Origin of the sequence: Pseudomonas putida (assembly GCF_009883635.2) — a bacterium.
Lineage (GTDB): Bacteria > Pseudomonadota > Gammaproteobacteria > Pseudomonadales > Pseudomonadaceae > Aquipseudomonas > Aquipseudomonas putida_W.
Genome location: NZ_CP026115.2, coordinates 2,348,469 through 2,366,555, shown reverse-complemented (window position 1 = coordinate 2,366,555; position 18,087 = coordinate 2,348,469). Strand labels below are relative to the sequence as shown.

The 18,087-nt window shown below is 63.3% G+C and carries 20 protein-coding genes; 14 read left to right on the top strand and 6 right to left on the bottom strand.

The features are described 5' to 3' along the window. The first annotated feature begins 112 nt into the window (after positions 1-112). The 9 genes from cysT to C2H86_RS10760 all read left to right on the top strand — a co-directional run bounded on the left by cysT (position 113) and on the right by C2H86_RS10760 (position 7,699). Complete coding sequence (gene cysT, locus C2H86_RS10800) at positions 113-931, top strand: sulfate ABC transporter permease subunit CysT (protein WP_159412545.1); 819 nt, start codon at positions 113-115, stop codon at positions 929-931. Positions 932-941: 10 nt separating this feature from the next. Further along, positions 942-1,814, top strand: coding sequence for a sulfate ABC transporter permease subunit CysW (gene cysW / locus C2H86_RS10795; RefSeq protein ID WP_085676373.1), 873 nt, complete (start codon positions 942-944; stop codon positions 1,812-1,814). A gap of 3 nt (positions 1,815-1,817) precedes the next feature. After that, complete coding sequence (locus tag C2H86_RS10790; protein WP_079230119.1) at positions 1,818-2,807, top strand: sulfate/molybdate ABC transporter ATP-binding protein; 990 nt, start codon at positions 1,818-1,820, stop codon at positions 2,805-2,807. 330 nt (positions 2,808-3,137) lie between these two features. Continuing rightward, positions 3,138-3,926 (top strand): energy transducer TonB, encoded by a 789-nt coding sequence (locus tag C2H86_RS10785; RefSeq protein WP_159412544.1) that lies wholly within the window; start codon positions 3,138-3,140, stop codon positions 3,924-3,926. Between the two features lie 30 nt (positions 3,927-3,956). After that, a complete protein-coding gene (locus C2H86_RS10780; protein WP_159412543.1) occupies positions 3,957-4,676 on the top strand; it encodes a MotA/TolQ/ExbB proton channel family protein in 720 nt (239 codons plus the stop codon). A 1-nt stretch (position 4,677) separates the two neighbouring features. Beyond that, positions 4,678-5,079, top strand: coding sequence for an ExbD/TolR family protein (locus C2H86_RS10775; protein ID WP_159412542.1), 402 nt, complete (start codon positions 4,678-4,680; stop codon positions 5,077-5,079). Between the two features lie 181 nt (positions 5,080-5,260). Then, entirely contained in the window at positions 5,261-5,842 is a 582-nt protein-coding gene (locus tag C2H86_RS10770) for an alpha/beta hydrolase (RefSeq protein WP_159412541.1), read from the top strand. Between the two features lie 65 nt (positions 5,843-5,907). Beyond that, the gene (locus C2H86_RS10765) at positions 5,908-6,738 is read left to right on the top strand and encodes a sigma 54-interacting transcriptional regulator (protein WP_159412540.1); all 831 of its coding nucleotides are present in this window, start codon (positions 5,908-5,910) and stop codon (positions 6,736-6,738) included. A 175-nt stretch (positions 6,739-6,913) separates the two neighbouring features. After that, complete coding sequence (locus C2H86_RS10760; RefSeq protein ID WP_159412539.1) at positions 6,914-7,699, top strand: MetQ/NlpA family ABC transporter substrate-binding protein; 786 nt, start codon at positions 6,914-6,916, stop codon at positions 7,697-7,699. Between the two features lie 356 nt (positions 7,700-8,055). Here C2H86_RS10760 and C2H86_RS10755 read toward each other — a convergent pair whose 3' ends face one another. Continuing rightward, positions 8,056-8,874, bottom strand: coding sequence for an alpha/beta fold hydrolase (locus tag C2H86_RS10755; RefSeq protein WP_159412538.1), 819 nt, complete (start codon positions 8,872-8,874; stop codon positions 8,056-8,058). A gap of 38 nt (positions 8,875-8,912) precedes the next feature. Further along, the gene (locus C2H86_RS10750; RefSeq protein ID WP_159412537.1) at positions 8,913-11,282 is read right to left on the bottom strand and encodes a penicillin acylase family protein; all 2,370 of its coding nucleotides are present in this window, start codon (positions 11,280-11,282) and stop codon (positions 8,913-8,915) included. Positions 11,283-11,368: 86 nt separating this feature from the next. Between C2H86_RS10750 and C2H86_RS10745 the strand changes: the two genes are divergently transcribed. After that, positions 11,369-11,935 (top strand): sugar O-acetyltransferase, encoded by a 567-nt coding sequence (locus C2H86_RS10745; protein WP_159412536.1) that lies wholly within the window; start codon positions 11,369-11,371, stop codon positions 11,933-11,935. On the opposite strand, the gene C2H86_RS10740 is transcribed toward C2H86_RS10745, so the two are convergent. Beyond that, positions 11,914-12,483, bottom strand: coding sequence for a DUF6436 domain-containing protein (locus C2H86_RS10740; protein ID WP_159412535.1), 570 nt, complete (start codon positions 12,481-12,483; stop codon positions 11,914-11,916). The two genes, C2H86_RS10745 and C2H86_RS10740, sit on opposite strands and share 22 nt — an antisense overlap. A 118-nt stretch (positions 12,484-12,601) precedes the next feature. Between C2H86_RS10740 and C2H86_RS10735 the strand changes: the two genes are divergently transcribed. Next, positions 12,602-13,528, top strand: a complete 927-nt coding sequence (locus tag C2H86_RS10735) for an alpha/beta hydrolase (RefSeq protein ID WP_159412534.1) — start codon at positions 12,602-12,604, stop codon at positions 13,526-13,528. Here the strand turns inward: C2H86_RS10735 and C2H86_RS10730 are convergent, their stop codons facing one another. Further along, complete coding sequence (locus C2H86_RS10730; RefSeq protein WP_159412533.1) at positions 13,529-14,281, bottom strand: DUF2059 domain-containing protein; 753 nt, start codon at positions 14,279-14,281, stop codon at positions 13,529-13,531. A gap of 113 nt (positions 14,282-14,394) precedes the next feature. Between C2H86_RS10730 and C2H86_RS10725 the strand changes: the two genes are divergently transcribed. Next, on the top strand, positions 14,395-15,027 hold the full coding sequence (locus C2H86_RS10725; protein ID WP_159413082.1) for a 2OG-Fe(II) oxygenase: 633 nt from the start codon (positions 14,395-14,397) through the stop codon (positions 15,025-15,027). Further along, a complete protein-coding gene (locus C2H86_RS10720; RefSeq protein WP_159412532.1) occupies positions 15,014-15,523 on the top strand; it encodes a DUF523 domain-containing protein in 510 nt (169 codons plus the stop codon). The genes C2H86_RS10725 and C2H86_RS10720 overlap by 14 nt, the downstream gene beginning before the upstream one ends. Here C2H86_RS10720 and C2H86_RS10715 read toward each other — a convergent pair. Continuing rightward, on the bottom strand, positions 15,462-15,977 hold the full coding sequence (locus tag C2H86_RS10715; RefSeq protein ID WP_159412531.1) for a substrate-binding periplasmic protein: 516 nt from the start codon (positions 15,975-15,977) through the stop codon (positions 15,462-15,464). The genes C2H86_RS10720 and C2H86_RS10715 overlap by 62 nt on opposite strands. Before the next feature lie 199 nt (positions 15,978-16,176). On the opposite strand from C2H86_RS10715, the gene C2H86_RS10710 reads away from it, so the two are divergent. Next, a complete protein-coding gene (locus C2H86_RS10710; protein WP_159412530.1) occupies positions 16,177-16,653 on the top strand; it encodes a DUF4399 domain-containing protein in 477 nt (158 codons plus the stop codon). Positions 16,654-16,700: 47 nt separating this feature from the next. On the opposite strand, the gene serA is transcribed toward C2H86_RS10710, so the two are convergent. Continuing rightward, complete coding sequence (serA, locus tag C2H86_RS10705; protein ID WP_103446144.1) at positions 16,701-17,930, bottom strand: phosphoglycerate dehydrogenase; 1,230 nt, start codon at positions 17,928-17,930, stop codon at positions 16,701-16,703. Positions 17,931-18,087: the final 157 nt, after the last annotated feature.

The following is an 18,087-nucleotide window of genomic DNA, read 5'->3' as shown; positions in this document are numbered from 1 at the left end:
GCTTGTCGTGGCGACGAACCGCTGCGATGGGCTGCAGAGCAGCCCCGGGATTTAAAAGCCTGCACCGGCCCGGGATTGTTTCCAGGCCAAGTGCATTAAACCAGGGATATTTATGTCACGTCGCATTTCCCCCGTCATACCCGGCTTCGGGCTGACGCTGGGCTACACCTTGGTGTACCTCAGCCTGATCGTGCTGATACCGCTGGCGGCCATGTTCATCCATGCCTCGCAGCTTACCTTCGAGCAATTCTGGAACGTCATCAGCGCGCCGCGGGTGATCGCCGCGCTCAAGCTGAGTTTCGGCACCGCCCTGTTCGCCGCCATCATCAATGGTGTGATCGGTACCCTGCTGGCCTGGGTGCTGGTGCGCTACACCTTCCCCGGGCGCAAGATCATCGACGCGATGATCGACCTGCCGTTCGCCTTGCCCACCGCCGTTGCCGGTATTGCCCTGACCGCCCTGTACGCGCCTGCAGGCTGGGTCGGTCAGTTCGCCACCGACCTGGGCTTCAAGATCGCCTATACGCCGCTGGGCATCACTTTGGCGCTGACCTTCGTCACCCTGCCGTTCGTGGTGCGCACGGTGCAGCCGGTGCTGGCGGACATCCCCCGTGAAGTCGAAGAAGCCGCGGCATGCCTGGGCGCGAAACCGTTGCAGGTGTTCCGCCATATTCTCGCGCCAGCGCTGCTGCCAGCGTGGCTGACCGGTTTCGCCCTGGCCTTCGCCCGTGGCGTTGGCGAATACGGTTCGGTGATCTTCATCGCCGGCAACATGCCAATGAAGACCGAGATCCTGCCGTTGCTGATCATGGTCAAGCTCGACCAGTACGACTACACCGGCGCCACTGCCATCGGCGTGCTGATGCTGGTGGTTTCCTTCATCCTGCTGCTGCTGATCAACCTGCTGCAGCGCCGCATCGAAACCCCTTGAAGGAGGCCGCATGTCCAGTTCAACCCTGAGTGCAAGCGCCGCCGCCAACGCCGCCCGGCGTGGCAGCGCCACCTCGCGGCGCGTCCTGATCGGCCTTGGCTGGCTGGTGTTCGCGCTGTTCCTGTTACTGCCGCTGGTGATCGTGGTGTCGCAGGCGCTGAAGAACGGCTTCGGCACCTTTTTCGAGGCGATCTTCGAGCCTGATGCCTTGTCGGCGCTCAAGCTCACCTTGCTCGCCGTGGTCATCTCGGTGCCGCTGAACCTGGTGTTCGGTGTCAGCGCCGCCTGGTGCGTGAGCAAATACAGCTTCCGCGGCAAGAGCATCCTGGTGACCCTGATCGACCTGCCGTTCTCGGTGTCGCCGGTGATCGCGGGCCTGGTCTACGTGCTGATGTTCGGCGCGCAAGGCCTGTTCGGCCCCTGGCTGCAGGACCACGACATCCAGATCGTATTCGCCTTGCCGGGCATCGTCCTGGCAACCATCTTCGTCACCGTGCCGTTCGTGGCCCGTGAGCTGATCCCGCTGATGCAGGAGCAGGGCACGCAGGAGGAAGAAGCCGCGCGCCTGCTCGGCGCCAACGGCTGGCAGATGTTCTGGCACGTGACCCTGCCGAACATCAAATGGGGCCTGATCTACGGCGTGGTGCTGTGCACCGCGCGGGCCATGGGCGAGTTTGGCGCGGTGTCGGTGGTGTCGGGCCATATCCGCGGCGTGACCAACACCTTGCCGCTGCATGTGGAGATCCTTTACAACGAGTACAACCACGTCGCGGCCTTCAGCGTGGCCAGCCTGTTGCTGATCCTGGCGCTCTTCATCCTGCTGCTCAAGCAGTGGAGCGAGAACCGTATTAACCGCCTGCGCCACAGCGCCGCGGAGGAATGATTCATGTCGATCGAAGTTCGTAATGTCAGCAAGCGTTTCAACAGCTTCCAGGCCCTGAACGCCATCAACCTGGACATCAACAGCGGCGAGCTGGTGGCCCTGCTTGGCCCGTCTGGCTGCGGCAAGACCACCCTGCTGCGCATCATCGCCGGCCTGGAGACCCCGGACCAGGGCAACATCGTGTTCCATGGCGAGGACGTGTCCGGCCACGACGTGCGTGATCGCAACGTCGGTTTCGTGTTCCAGCACTACGCGCTGTTCCGCCACATGAGTGTGTTCGACAACGTCGCCTTTGGCCTGCGCATGAAGCCCAAGGGCGAGCGCCCGAGCGAAAGCAAGATTGCCGAGAAGGTCCACGAACTGCTGAACATGGTGCAATTGGACTGGCTGTCCGACCGCTATCCCGAGCAGCTGTCCGGTGGCCAGCGCCAGCGTATCGCCCTGGCCCGTGCCCTGGCGGTGGAGCCCAAGGTGCTGCTGCTGGACGAGCCGTTCGGTGCGCTCGACGCCAAGGTGCGCAAGGAACTGCGCCGCTGGCTGGCGCGGCTGCACGAGGACATCAACCTGACTTCGGTATTCGTCACCCACGACCAGGAGGAAGCCATGGAAGTGGCCGACCGCATCGTGGTGATGAACAAGGGCGTGATCGAGCAGATCGGCTCGCCAGGCGAGGTGTACGAGCAGCCGGCCAACGATTTCGTCTACCACTTCCTTGGTGATTCCAACCGCCTGGCCTTGAGCGAGGGGCACCATGTGCTGTTCCGCCCGCACGAGGTGTCGCTGTCGCGGCATGAGACCGAGGGCCACCATGCGGCCGAGGTGCGCGATATCCGGCCTTTGGGCGCCACGACGCGGGTGACACTGAAGGTGGAAGGGCAGAGCGAGCTGATCGAGGCCGAGGTGGTCAAGGATCACGACAGCCTGACTGGGCTGGCACGCGGGGAGACGCTGTTCTTCCGGCCGAAAGTCTGGCAGAAGGTGGCGGATATCTGAGCCAATTCAAGTAGATAAAACCCGGGCCCGTTCCCGGGTTTTTTTGTGCTCAAGCCTTGCGCGACCCCTGTAGGAGCGGGCTTGCCCCGCGATCGAGGGCGCAGCCCTCGCGGCAATCTGATGCCTTGCGCGAATATTTCATATGCCCTCAAAGCATCGCCTGATCGCTGTTTACCCACACCCCGCAAAACCCGCGGCCTAGAGCCTACCCGGCAAAATCATTATTCTTAAAAGATCTAACTTTAATTTTAAACATTACTTTAAGAGATAAGCCCTTGGCCCCGATGATTCAGCCACACACCTGAATCAAGAACCCCAGGAGTTTGATCAATGGGTAATGTCCAGTCGGCCGTCAGGGCCTACGACCAGCCATGGCGCCCGAGCCCGGGTGATCTGGTCGAGCTTGGACGGACGCTTCGCCTGCCGTTGGGCCAGCTGCGCCTGCAACGCACCCCGGTCAGCGGCCTCAAACGCCGTGACAAGCTGGCGCTAGGCCTGCTGGTGCTGGCCCTGCACGGCGCCGCTGCCTACTGGGTCAGCCAGGCGCCCACGCCCGCGCTGCCCATCGTGCCGCCGCAGATACCGCCCATGACCATCGAGTTCGCCGCGCCCGCGCCGCCCGTGGTGCAGCCACCTCCGCCAGCCCCGGCGCCACCCGTGGTCGAGCCGCCACCACCGGTCATCGACGAGCTGGCCGCCAAGCCAAAGCCTAAGCCGAAACCCGTGCCCAAGCCCGCGGCCCAGCAACCGCCCAAGCCCCAGCCGAAACCGGTCGAAGCGCCGCCACCTGCGCCCGTCGCCGCCCCGGCACCGCCCGCGCCACCCGCGCCGGCACCGGTCACGCCGCCATCGGCCAACGCCGCGTACCTGAAGAACCCGGCGCCGGAGTACCCGCAGATGGCCCTGCGCCGTGGCTGGGAAGGCACCGTGCTGCTGCGCGTCGAGGTGCTGCCCAGCGGCAAGCCGGGGCAGATCCAGATCCAGCACAGCAGCGGCCGCGATGCCCTCGACGCCGCCGCGCTGGCTGCGGTCAAGCGCTGGAGCTTCGTCCCCGCCAAGCAGGGCGACGTGGCCCAGGCCGGCTGGGTCAGCGTGCCGATCGATTTCAAGCTTCGTTAACCTTTTCGCAGAACACAGGAAGACACCCTCATGAGCCTGCTGGCATCCCCCCTCGAATCCGTTGAAAGCGCAGTCATCTGGCTGCTGGTCGGTTTTTCCGTCGTCACCTGGGGCCTGGCCCTGGTCAAGGTCGCGCAGTTCATACGGCTGAAGAACCAGGACAAGCGCTTCCACCAGCAGTTCTGGGCCGCATCGAGCCTCGACTCGGCGGCGGAAATCAGCCACGAGCTGCCTGGCCCGGCCGCCCGCGTCGCTCAGTCCGGCTATGCCGCGATCGCTGTCGGTGAAGCGCACGCCAGTGACCTGAGCCATGCCATCAACCATCAGGACCGCCTTGAACGCGCCCTGCGCCAGCAGATCGTGCGTGAGCGCCGTTCGCTGGAAACCGGCCTGGCCGTGGTCGCCAGTATCGGCAGCACCTCGCCCTTCATCGGCCTGTTCGGCACCGTGTGGGGCATCATGGAAGCGCTCAAGGGCATCAGCGCGGCAGGTTCCGCCAGCCTGGAAACCGTGGCCGGGCCGATCGGCGCGGCGCTGGTCGCCACCGGTGTGGGTATCGCCGTCGCGGTGCCGGCGGTACTGGTCTACAACTACTTCCTGCGCCGCCTCAAGCTGACCGCGGCCGACCTCGATGACTTCGCCCACGACTTCTACAGCCTGGCGCAGAAGAGTGCCTTCCGCGTGCTGGTGCACCCGGCCGTGCACAAGGCTCAAGGCGGTTTCACCCAGCCGGTGAAGGAGGCGTCCTGACATGGCCTTTTCGACCCAGGACAGCGACGAAGTCCTCAGTGAAATCAACGTCACGCCGCTGGTAGACGTCATGCTGGTGCTGCTGGTGGTGTTCATCGTCACCGCGCCACTGCTGACCAACGCCATCCCGATCAACCTGCCCAAAACCGAGGCCGTGGCCCCGGTGGAGCAGAAAGACCCGCTGGTGGTGAGCATCGACGGTGGCGGCAAACTGTTCATCAACAAGGACGAGATCCAGCCGGACCTGCTGGAAACCCGCCTCAAGGCAGCCAAGGACAAGGACGTCGATGTGCGCGTGCAACTGCAGGCCGACGATGGCGTGAACTATGGCGAAGTGGCGCGGGCCATGGCGGCGATCGAGCGCGCCGGGATCAGCAAACTGGCGGTAATAACTGCACGGTAATCTTCACCCTCTTCAGGCAAGTGCTTAGGGGCCACATCTCTTGGCAGGGGTTGGCCCTTTCTTTTTGTCTGTCATCTGTATTTATTTTTTGGTTATTAATAAATAGCTTCTTATTCCTTTACGATTATAACTGCCTCCCTATACTGGTCCCCAAGCACGCAAACTTACTGGAGGCGTCCCCATGCGCAATGAGTCGATTCGTTACCTGATTGTGCCGGGCTGGCAAGGATCGCCAGACAATCATTGGCAGAGTCACTGGCAGCGCACGCTGCCCAACAGCGCCCGAGTCGAGCAGCAAGACTGGCTCACCCCCCAGCGCCGCGATTGGGTGCATGCGCTGGAGCAGGCGATTGTCGCCGAACGCTCGCCGGTGATTCTGATTGCTCATAGCCTCGGTTGCGTCACTGTCGCCCATTGGGCTGCACAGGCCAGCCCAGCCCTGTTGCGGCGGGTGCGCGGCGCATTGCTGGTGGCCCCGGCGGATGTCGAGCGGCCCACCTGCGCGCCGGCCTTGCGCAACTTCGCGCCGATTCCGCTGCAGGCCCTGCCGTTCCCCAGCCAGGTGGTCAGCTCCGACAACGATCCGGCAGTGAGCGTGCCGCGTGCCTTGTACCTGGCCCAGGCCTGGGGCGCCGAGGCGGGCCTGCTGAGCAATGCCGGGCACATCAACGTGAAGTCCGGGCATGAGCGCTGGGAACAAGGCTTCGCCTACCTGTATCGCTTGCAAAGCCGGGTCGAGCAGCGCGCATTGCGCCGCGCCTGATCCATCCCAACCGTTCACCCTTTGCCTGACGCCCGGCCACCGATGGCCTTGGGCGGGAGTTCGTCATGACTGTTCAAAACCCGTTCGGCCAGCCGTTGCTGACCTTCCCTGAGCTGGACAAGAGCCCCCTTAGCATCCGCGCCAAGGCGCTGGTGTTCATCGACCCGCGCTCGCAGCAGTTGCGCCAGGCCCTGGAGCAGCTGGCGCCGCAACCGGTACCGGTGCTGATCCGCGGCGAGACCGGTACCGGCAAGGAACTGCTGGCACGGCAGATCCACCGGGCCAGCGACCGTCCCGGCCTGTTCGTCTCGGTCAATTGCGCGGCCATCAGCCCGACCTATGCCGATGCCGAGTTGTTCGGCTACAGCGCCGGCAGCCAGGGCGGTACGGCCAGCAGCCGCGCCGGCTGGTTTGGCTCAGCCAATGGCGGCACCTTGTACCTGGACGAGATCGCCGACTTGCCGTTGGCGATCCAGGGCAAGCTGCTGGCAGCCTTGGAAAACCGCGAGGTCACCCGTGTCGGCGCGCAGCAACCGCAGCCGGTGGACGTGCGCCTGGTGACCGCGACCAGCATCGACCTGGCGCGGGTAGTGAAGGCCGGGCGCTTCAACGAGCGCCTGTACCAGTACCTGCGCGAGGGCGCGCTGGATCTGCCGCCGCTGCGCGAGCGCCCGGGCGACATCCTGCCATTGGCCGAGTATTTCGTGGGCATCTACAGCGTGCGCCTGCAGCGCCCGCTGGCGTTGATCAGCGAGGCCGCGCAGCAGGTGCTGGAGGCGCATGCCTGGCCGGGCAACACCCGCGAACTGGAGAACGTGATCCACTTCGCGCTGTTGGTGAACGACGGCGACGAGCTGCTGCCGGAGGACCTCGATCTGCTCAACCCCGCAGGCTAGACGAGCTAATAAGCAAACTGGATGGTGGCAGATTGTTTTTGGAATAAGCAGCTAATTAAAAGATATTGTTACGGAATAAAATATCTCGGTATCGTCCGCCTCAAGCCCGCCAGTGAAACGGTTGGGCACCCGAATTCGCCATCCGCGATGGCTCAGATCCAGAATAAGGAACACCATGAAGAAGACCCTGCTGACCACTGCCCTGGCCGCCGCCCTGTCGTTCGCTGGCCTGGCCTGCGCCGCCGAGAAACTGGTGGTTGCCGCTACCCCGGTACCGCACGCCGAGATCCTTGAGCTGATCAAGCCGACCCTGGCCAAGGAAGGTGTGGACCTGCAGATCAAAGTCTTCACTGACTACGTGCAGCCGAACGTGCAGGTTGACCAGAAGCGCCTGGACGCCAACTACTTCCAGACCCTGCCGTACCTGCAGAACTTCAACGAAGGCAAGGGCACCCACCTGGAAACCGTGGTCGGCGTGCACGTCGAGCCGTTCGGTGGCTACTCGAAGAAGGTCAAGAGCCTGAGCGAGCTGAAAGAAGGCGCCAGCGTTGCCATCCCGAACGAGGGCAGCAACAGCGGTCGCGCCCTGCTGCTGCTGCAGAAGGCCGGCCTGATCACCCTGAAGGACCCGAAGAACGCCCTGGCGACCCCGAAAGACATCGCCGAGAACCCGAAGAAGCTGAAGTTCCGCGAGCTTGAGTCGGCCATGCTGCCGCGCGTGCTCGACCAGGTCGACCTGGACATGATCAACACCAACTACGCCCTGGAAGCCGGCCTGAACCCGGCCAAGGATGCGCTGGTGATCGAAGGCAGCGACTCGCCGTACGTGAACTTCCTGGTAGCTCGCCCGGACAACAAGGACAGCGAAGCCATCCAGAAGCTGGCCAAGGCACTGACCAGCCCTGAGGTGAAGGAATTCATCGCCAAGAAGTACCAGGGTGCGGTATTGCCTGCGTTCTGATTCTTTGATGGCTGTATGAAAACGCCGACGCATTTGCGTCGGCGTTTTTGTGTGTGGCTGGCTTCACCGGCCTCTTCGCGGGGCAGCCCGCTCCCACAGGTACAGCGTTGCCGGTGAGGCCGATGCGATCCCTGTGGGAGCGGGCATGCCCCGCGAAAGGGCCGGTACAGGCCTACGCGGACCCGGCCCTACCCAAGGCCCTGCGCAGTGCCAGCAGCCACAGCAGTTGTTCGTTCGAATCAGGTGAGCAAGGGCTGTTCATCATTATCGTCCTTGTTGGTGATGGCCATGCAAGTCACAGTCTGAAACGTTTTGAGGAGCGTGTTGCAGAAAAGTTTCACGCGGCGTCGTTCAACTCAGGATTTGCGCGGCAGCCAGTTCAGCAGAAACTCGTTTACCACCTGCGGGTTCTCCAGGCTGGAGATATGCCCAGCAAACGGTATCTGCGCCGCCAGGCAGCCAATGATCCGCGACATCTCGTTCGACTCTTCAGGCGGCCGCGGAATGTCCTGGTCACCGCAGACCACAATAGTCTTGTCACCTTTGAGTTCACCCAGCCGCTCCAGCAGGTCGGGCCGCCCGAAGATCACCCGTCCCATCGGGTCGAGTCTGTTGCGAATCACCTCGGCGCTGCTTGCCTTTAATGCCGCCCGAAAGCTTTCTCGAATTTCGGGCACTGTCTGCCCGCCAGCATGGAAGAAGATCGGCACGATGATATCCAGCAGTGGGTCCGGGAAGAAACCTGCCTCGCTCGCCGCATCCAGCATGGCGAAGTACTTCAGCCGGGTCGCCTCGGGTTCGGCACCGAGATAGGTGTCCATCAGGACCAGGCGATCGACCCGTTCGGGGTTTTCGATAGCCAGCTGAGCACCCCACATGCCACCGACCGACAGGCCAACGAGGTGGCACTGGGCGATGTCCAGCGCGTCCAGCAGTGCCAGATGCTGACGGGCCAGTGCGCTCATGTCGGTGGTGGTGGCGGGTGGGGCAGCGGAGTCGCCGTGGCCCCAGAGCTCGGGGACGATGACCCGGAAGTGCTGTGACAGGGCCTCGATCTGGGGCTGCCACATTTCGGCCGACCACAGGTAGCTGTGGCCGAGCAGCACTGGGAAGCCCTGGCCTTGGTCGACATAGCTCATGCGTGCGCCGTCGATTTCGATGAAGTGTTTTTGCATGGATAAGTCTCTGCAGAAAGTTTCAAGGGGTTTCAAGATTACTCACGGGCGCCGGGAACAAGCCTGAGGGTGCTCTGCGCCGGGATCACGGCCATCTGCGCCCGCTGGTACTTCCCTTCGACATACCCTTCGGCCTGGTCCGCGAAATGCCGGTCGAATGGCACGCCGCTCTGTCCCACCGGATTGCTGGTCAATGCCTGGCCAGCATCCGCGAAATCGATCAGGCGCCGGGTCGACGGGCCGTAGGTCACCGGCCACGGCGCCGGGCCAATCTTCGCCGACAGGTTGTTGGGAACCTCATGGGTGCCGGGGGCGGCAAACGGGCCGACATTGAACAGCAGGTTCAGTGGCTTTTTCGCGCCCAGTGGGTGGTTGTGGGTCAGGGTATGGGCCTTGCCCCATTGCCAGCTGGCCGGGTCCTTGCCGAGGGTCTCACGCAAGTGGCCAAGGCTCTTCTGCCAGGCCACTCGCACGATGGCGGTGCGGTCAGTGCGCTGGCTGGCGCCGCGGGTGTTCCACCAGGGCGAATCGGCGTCGGCGGCCAGGCGCGGCAGTGCGGCATCGATGGCGCGGGTGCTGATCAGCACCGGGAACCAGGTGTCGCCCAGTTCATCATGCAGCGCGGCATAGGCCAGCTCGTAGAGGAACTGGTTGAACAGTGTGGAGCTGGTGGAGTCCAGCGGATAGTCGCCGCGCCAGGCGGCCAGCTGTTCGACCAGTTCCTTTTCCTCGTCACCCTGGGCGATCTGGCGCAGGGTCGCCAACAAGGGCGCCAAGGTACGGGGGCCGTAATCGCTGGCTGTATCAAGCTGCAACGCCTGGCTGTTCCGCATGTCCCATTTCACCTCCGGGTTGGCCAGTTGGCGATCGAGCTGGCGGCCACGGTCGGGGAGGTTGTAATAGCCGGGTATCGGCACCACGGCCGGTGGCTGGTAATTGGCCGAGACGATATAGCCGCTGGCCGGGTTCTCCTGCTGCGGGTTGACGCTGAACGGGTAGAAACCGCGTTTGTCGGCCTGGCTGCTGGCTCCGTCGAGGATAAACGCCGGGTTCACACCGTCCGGGCGGATCGGCAACTTCGCCGCCGCCCACCAGCCAATATCGCCACGGGCATTGGCCCAGACGAAATTCAGCCCCGGTGCCTGCACCTTGGCCGCCGCTTCGCGCATCTTGCCCAGGGTGTCGGCGCGATTGAGCTGGTAGAAGCCTTCGAGGATCGGGTTCTCGGTTTCGAGGAATGCCCACCACATGGCAATCGGCGTGGCCCCGGCCGTGGCGCCGAGGACTTCGTTGACGATCGGCCCGTGCGGTGAGCGGCGCAGGTTGATGGTGAGCGGTTGCTCGCCTTTGACTGCAATCTGCTGCTCGGTCTTCTCCAGAGTGCGCCACTGGCCATCGACCATGACCTGGTCAGCGTTGGCAGGGTTGGTCTTTTCTGCGATCAGGTCGACGTCATCGTTCTGGAACATGGTCAGGCTCCAGCCGAAGTCACGGTTGTGGCCCAGCATTGCGAACGGGTTCAGCGCCTGGAAGTAGCCATACAGGTTGAAACCTGGTGCTGACAGTTCGGCCTCGTACCAAACGGCGGGCACGGCAAAACTGATGTGCGGGTCGCCGGCCAGCAAGGGTTTGCCGCTGCGGGTACGGCTGCCGGAAACGGCCCAGGCGTTGCTGCCTTCGAACTGCGGGATGCCGGCTTCGACCAGCGCTTCGTGGCTGGCGCGGGCCACGGCTTCGAGGCTTTGCCAGTCGGCTGCAGCCAGTGGCGTGCCCAGTGCGCCCTGCGGTTGCCAGTCGAGATCGAAGATCTTCAGGTATTGAGGACCAAGCTGGTCGCGGATGTAGGTCAGCGCAGGTTCGGTGCGGAAGGCGGCTGCGAAGCTGTAGGCCAGGTAGCCGGCGATGCTCAGGGTGTCTTCGGCAGTGAACGGCCGTGGCGTGATGCCGATCAGGTCGAACTCCATCGGCTTGGGGTGGCTGGCCTGCCAGGCATTGACGCCCTCAAGGTAGGCCTGCAAGGCCTGCCAGGCGGGTGACTGGTGGTCCTGACGCTGAGCCATCAACGCGGCCTGTTCGCGAATGCGCAGGCTGCGGAACAGGGTGTCGGTGGGCAACAGTTTGTCGCCCAGCACTTCGGCCAGCTCGCCGCGGGCCAGGCGGCGCATGATCTCCATCTGGAACAATCGGTCCTGGGCATGCACGTAGCCCAGGGCGCGGTACAGGTCCGCTTCGCTCTGCGCTTGCAGGTGGGGCACGCCACGGGCGTCGTAGCGCACGCTGACCGGCGCCTGCAAGCCGGCGATGGCCACTTCGCCCTCGCGCTGTGGCAACTTGCCGTGCACATACCAGTAACCGGCACCAGCGGCCACGGCGACGACTACTGCCAACAGGGTCAGGCTGCGCTTCATCGAGACTCCTTGTGCATTCGAGCGGAAAGTGTGGTCCGATCATCGACGGATTCGCGAACAGAGCATAGCCCCCGGAAGGAGTTTCCATGTCCCTCAGCGAAAAACAGAAAATGCTTACAGGCCAGCTATATCACGCCGGCTGCCCCGAGCTGCAGGCCGAGCAGATCGCCAACAAGCACTGGATGCACCGCTACAACAACAGCGTCGAATTGCTCAACGACGCGCGCAACGGCCTGCTGGCCGAGCACTTCGGCCATGTTGGCGAAGGCACGGTAATCCGCCCACCGTTCTACTGCGACTACGGCTACAACATCAGCGTCGGGCGCAACACGTTCATGAACTTCAACTGCGTGATCCTCGACGTGGTGCCGGTATGCATCGGCGACGACTGCCAGATCGGACCCAACGTGCAGATCTATACGGCCGACCACCCGCTCGACCCCGAAGTGCGCCGTAGCGGGCTGGAGAGCGGCCGGCCGGTGACCATTGGTAACAATGTGTGGATCGGCGGGGCGGCGATCATCCTGCCGGGGGTGACCATTGGTGACAACGCCATCGTCGGTGCAGGCAGTGTGGTGACCCGTGATGTGCCGGCGGGGGTGACTGTAGTGGGCAATCCGGCGCGTATGCGTCAGTCGGCCCAGGGGCAATAGCAGCCCACGGCCAGCGTATTGGAGGCGGTGACGTTGCGTCCAGCCAGCAGCGCCTTGAGGATCGGCTCGATGAAACTGTTGCTGGCGTTGCACACCGCGCCTTCGCTGTAAGGGCCGAAGTAGGCGAGGTTGCCCTGGCGGTCCCAGATGGCCACGGCAGGGGAGGCGGGCAGGTGCTCACTGCCGGGCAAGTGGGCGATGGGTTGCAAGCTGCTCAGGTTGGCGGGTAGCTGGCCGTGGCTGCCAGCCTTCTGCACGACGCGGAAGGTCACGCCCTGGCCTGCGAACTGGGTAATCAGGACGCCAAGGTGCTGCTGGTTGCCGACGTTGCACGGGCAGGCCGGGTCCCAGAAGTGCACCACGCGGATCGGGCCGGGGCCGGCCAGTTCGGGGGGCAGTTGCAGCTGGCTGCCGTCGAACAGCGTGGTCTGGTTGTCGAACGGGCGCAGGTAGCGGGACTGGAAGGTGGAGTAGGCCTGCCAGAGCACCAGGGTGCAGATTGTCAGTGCGAGGCCCGCCAATAGCTGTTTGATGTTTCGAATCTTCATGAAATTTTCCGCACCCACAACTGATCCATGCTGCCTGTTCGAGGTGAGCAAGCTTGCCACGACGCTAGCCAGAGCTGAATATCCCAGATCAATACTCGCTCCGCCTTGGATGTATCCGATGCCCGCTGCCTTTCACCCCGATACCCTGCGTGCCAGCCTTGCCCCATTGGCCAAACGCCAGCCGTTGCCCGCGCAGGCGCAGAGCTATCAGCGCTTCTATGGCCTGAACCTGTCGGCCCAGAGCTGGCTGGGCGGTTTCCAGGCGGCGGGGTTCGAGCTGGTCGGGCAGGTCTGGCTACCGGAAAAGCCAGTCGCGACGTTGTTCCTGCTGCACGGCTACTACGACCACATGGGCCTCTATCGGCATGTGATCGACTGGGCGTTGAAGCTCGGTTATGCGGTGATCAGCTGTGACTTGCCAGGCCACGGCCTGTCCAGTGGCGAGCGCGCCAGCATCAGTGACTTCGCCGTGTACCAGCAAGTGCTGGAGGCCTTGTTCGAACAGGCACGTGGCATCGAACTGCCACGCCCCTGGCACCTCTGCGGGCAGAGCACTGGTGGCGCCATCGCCGTGGATCATTTGCTGCACCAAGGTGACCGCAGCCCGATCGATGGCGAGGTGATCCTGCTGGCGCCGCTGGTGCGGCCGCGCTCGTGGCGCTGGTCTAAGTTCAGCTATCGGGTGCTGCGCCACTTCGTCAACGGCATCGAGCGGCGCTTCAGCGAGAACACCAATGACCCGACTTTCCTGCCCTTCCTCGAAGCCGACCCGCTGCAACCGCGGCGGCTGCCCACGACCTGGGTCGGCGCCTTGATCGCCTGGGTCAAGCGTATCGAGGCGGCACCGCACTGCGCGCGGCGGCCCTTGATCGTGCAGGGGGAAGCGGATGGTACGGTGGATTGGCCCCACAATCTCGAAGTGCTCAAGGCCAAGTTCAGCGAGCCGCAGATCCTGATGTTGCCCGAAGCTCGCCATCACCTGGCCAACGAGCTGCCGGACATTCGCCGGCGCTACTTCGATTTCATCGAGCAGCGCCTGGGCTGATCACTTGAGATCGGCGCTGTTCTGGCCTACCGCCAAGCCGGCACGCACCGCAGCCACGGCGGCCTGGTAATAGGCCTTACCGTCTGGCGACTCGGCGAAGGTGGCGAACTCTTCCAGTTCGTCGTCGGACAGGTCGCGGTAGACGTAGAGCAGGGTATTGTTCAGGTCTTCACCGATCTGCCCCATAAGACGCTGGCGCTGGCCGTCGAGCAGGCCCTGGGCCTGGCCGGCACCGAACAGGCCAGGGATCATCGAACTCAGGCTGTCGGCGGCCACCCCGGCGATCGCCAGGCTGACTTCGGCACCGGCTTCGCGGGCTGGCAGGGCCTGGGCCAGGTGGCCGATGACCAGCATGCGGTTGTCGCTGGCCTGCATTTTCGGCAGGCCCTTGGCGTTCTTGGCCAGCTGGTCCTTGCGCGTGGCCAGCAGTTCGGCGGCGACAATCTTGCGCCCCAGCGGCGACTGGAAGAAGGCCAGTGCCGGCGCCGGGTTCGCCAACGTGCTGCGCAGTTTGGCCAAGGCACGTTTGTCCATTGCCTGGGCCTGGAAGCGCTGGTTGCTGTTGTTGACCAGCGCCTGGTAAACCGCAGGCGGCAGGCTATTGCGGTAGCGCTGTTGGGCGGCGCTCACGGCATCGGAAAAATGGGCGCGCTGGTCGGGCCAGCCGGCGGCCTTGTACAGTTGATCGAGGCTGTCTGCCCAGACAGGCATGGTGCAGATCATCAGCAGAAGCAGGGAAAACAGACGGTGCATTCAGGACTCCTGTCGGCAGGTGGCTATTGTCCTAGGCCCGGCGCCATTTTGTCGAGCAATCCGAACGCTTCTCAGCCAAGTGGCGCTGTGCGCCGACAAGGTGAATGGATATGATGCGCGCCATGCACAACTCCCCCGAAAACCCGATGCTTGCGGCCGTCGTCGACGATCTGGCCACCCATGGCTGGTCGCAGCAGGCGCTCTTTTTGCCTGCCGACCTGGTGCGCGCGTTGGCGGCCGAATGCCGGCGCCGAGATGCCGAAGGCGAACTCAATCCGGCCGGGGTTGGGCGCGGTGACTCCCAGGAGGTGCGCGAGAGCATTCGCGGCGACCAGATCCAGTGGATCGACCCCGGTCAGGCTGAAGCCTGTGACCAGTACCTGGCTGCCATGGACGAGTTGCGTCAGGCCATCAACCAGGGCCTGTTCCTGGGCCTTGAAGATTTCGAATGCCACTTCGCCCTGTACCCACCGGGGGCGTTCTATCGCCGGCACCTGGACCGCTTCCGCGACGATGACCGGCGCATGGTGTCGGCGGTGCTTTACCTCAACGAAGACTGGCAGCCAGAAGACGGTGGGCAACTGCGCATGTTCCTGGCGGATGGTGTCGAGCACGATGTGCAGCCAGTGGCGGGCTGCCTGGCGATCTTCCTGTCCGGTGAGGTGCCGCACGAGGTACTGCCAGCCGGGCGCGAGCGCCTGTCGTTGACCGGTTGGTTCCGGCGCCGTGGCAATGACCCGTTCTGATCTGTCCAAGGTCTTGGTGAGCGCCTGCCTGCTGGGGCAGCCGGTGCGCTATGACGGCCGGGCCAGCGGGCATCCTGATTTATTGCAGCAATGGCAGGCCGAAGGGCGTGTGGTGCCACTGTGCCCCGAGGTGGCTGGCGGCTTGCCGACACCGCGCCCGCCGGCGGAGATCCCCGGTGGCCAGGGCGCGCAGGTGCTCGATGGCGGCGCGCAGGTGCTGACGGTGACCGGCGAGGACGTCAGTGCCGAGTTTCTGGCCGGGGCGCAGCAGGCGCTGGCGCTGGTACGGCGCCATGGTATCCGGGTGGCGGTGCTGAAGGCGGGTAGCCCTTCGTGCGGCAACCGGTTGGTCTACGATGGCACCTTCAGTGGCAGGAAGGTGCCCGGCGAAGGGGTGGCGGCAGCCTTGCTGCGGCGTGCAGGGGTGCAGGTGTTCAGTGAGTTGGAGCTGGAGCAAGCGCAGCAGGCGTTGGCTGATCTGCCTGCAGGTTGCTGAACCACTTCTGTTCCAGTTCCGCCATGCGACCACTGTTTTTCAGGCGATCAAGCGCATTGTTCACCGCGCTTTCAAACGCTGGGTTGTCCTTCTGGAACGGAATGACCAGCTTCTTCTCGCCAAACGCCTGGCTCACATCGAACGGGCCATCCGCCTTGGGCGATTCGCTGGACGGCGTCAGGGTGATGTCGTACTTGCCACTCTCCACGCCCGGCAGCACTTCTGACGCGGTTGCTTCGACAAACTCGGCGCGCAGGTCCAGTTCACGGGCCAGATCCTGCCCGAGTTCGATCTCGAAACCCGTCAAGCGCTCGTTCTCCTTGAAGGAATACGGCGCATTGTCGGCCTGCACAGCAATGCGCAGTTCGCCCCGGTCGGCAATTTCGTCTATCAGCTCGGCCTGAGCCAATGGAGTGATCAGTACTGCCAGCAGTACGCCTATGGTCGAACGCATGTAGTGCCCCTTTTTCTCAAGCAGATGAATAACTTTCGCCGTGACTTTCTTCCTCGTCGCGGTCGAGCGCAGCCTATGACCTTGAAGCCTTGGCGAGGTTTAACCCTAACTGAAATATTTCTCTTTGTGGGCTATCGTGAACTACCGCCGCCGTTCGTTTTACTGGCAGCGGTCAATAAGTGAATCACAGGAGAAGTGAATGAACAGCCTAATTTCGCGTGCTGCCGTTGCCGGTCTGCTGATGGGTATCTCGGTGCTCGCCAGCGCCGCAGATGCCCTGAAGAGCCAGGAGCCGCCCGCGGGTGCCAAGGTTTCCATCCTTTCCCCCAAAGATGGCGAGCAGGTCGCCGGGACCTTCACCGTCAAGTTCGGCATCGAGGGCATGGAACTCAAGCCTGCGGGAGACCAGACCCCGCATACTGGCCACCACCACCTGCTGGTGGATGTGGACAAGGAACCTGTGGCCGACATGCCGCTGCCGACAAGCCTGATGCCGGCAGCCGGTACTGCGTTGCCAGCTGGGCCGCAAGTGCTGCACTTCGGCAAGGCGCAGACCGAAACGACCATCACCCTGACGCCGGGCAAGCACACGCTGCAACTGGTGCTGGGTGACCAGTATCATGTGCCGTTCAAGCCGAGTGTCGAGTCGAAGAAGATCACTGTAGAAGTGAAATAAAAAAAGGGAGGCCACCAGGGCCTCCCTTTTTCATACCGCCAGCGACCTTAGAACAGGACGCGCGAACGGATGGTGCCTTTGACCTGTTGCAGTTTTTCCTGCGCCAGGTCGGAGTACTCGGCGTCAACATCGATTACTACGTAACCGACTTTCTCGTTGGTCTGCAGGAACTGACCGGAGATGTTGATGGCGTTCTCGGCGAAGACCTTGTTGATCTCGCTGAGCACGCCCGGGATGTTTTCGTGGATGTGCAGCAGGCGGTGTTTGCCTGGGTGCGCCGGCAGGGCAACTTCCGGGAAGTTGACCGACGATACCGAAGTACCGTTGTCGCTGTACTTGACCAGTTTCTCGGCCACTTCCAGGCCGATGTTGGCTTGGGCTTCGGCGGTGGAACCACCGATGTGCGGGGTCAGGATCACGTTGTCCAGGCCACGCAGCGGGCTTTCGAACTCTTCGTCGTTGGAGCGTGGCTCGACCGGGAACACGTCGATGGCGGCGCCGATCAGGTGCTTGTCTTTGATCGCGGCGGCCAGGTGGTCCAGCTCGACCACGGTGCCACGGGCGGCGTTGATCAGGATCGAGCCCTTCTTCATCGCACGGATTTCCTTCTCGCCGATCATCCACTGGGTGGAGGGCAGCTCAGGCACGTGCAGCGAAACGATGTCGGCCAGGCCCAGCAGCTCGTTGAGGCTGGTGACCTGTACGGCGTTGCCCAGCGGCAGCTTGGTCAGCGGGTCGTAGAAGTACACCTGCATCCCCAGGTTTTCTGCCAGGACCGACAGTTGGGTACCGATCGAGCCGTAGCCGACGATGCCCAGCTTCTTGCCGCGGATTTCGAACGAGTTGGCCGCGCTCTTGATCCAGCCGCCACGGTGGCAGGAAGCGTTCTTCTCAGGGATGCCGCGCAGCAGCAGGATGGCCTCGGCCAGCACCAGCTCGGCCACCGAACGGGTGTTGGAGTACGGGGCGTTGAAGACGGCGATACCACGCTCGCGGGCTGCAGCCAGGTCGACCTGGTTGGTGCCGATGCAGAAGCAGCCGACGGCGACCAGTTTCTTGGCGCAGTCGAAGATTTCTTCGGTCAGTTGGGTGCGCGAGCGGATGCCGATGAAGTGGGCGTCGGCGATCTTTTCTTTCAGCTCGGCATCCGGCAATGAACCGGTGAGGTATTCGATGTTGGTGTAGCCGGCAGCCTTGAGGGTATCGACTGCGTTCTGGTGCACACCTTCAAGAAGAAGGAACCGGATCTTGCTCTTGTCGAGAGAAGTCTTGCTCATCTGCGTAAACCTGTATCCCGGAGAAAAAATGGCGAGGACTGGTGCCAGGCGCTAGGGCAGCCTTAGCATGAACAGCGGGAGGGCTATGCTAGCATACGCGACACAATCTGAGCTTATCCCGACAGGTGAAGAGTGCTCAGGGTGACTATGAATAAGT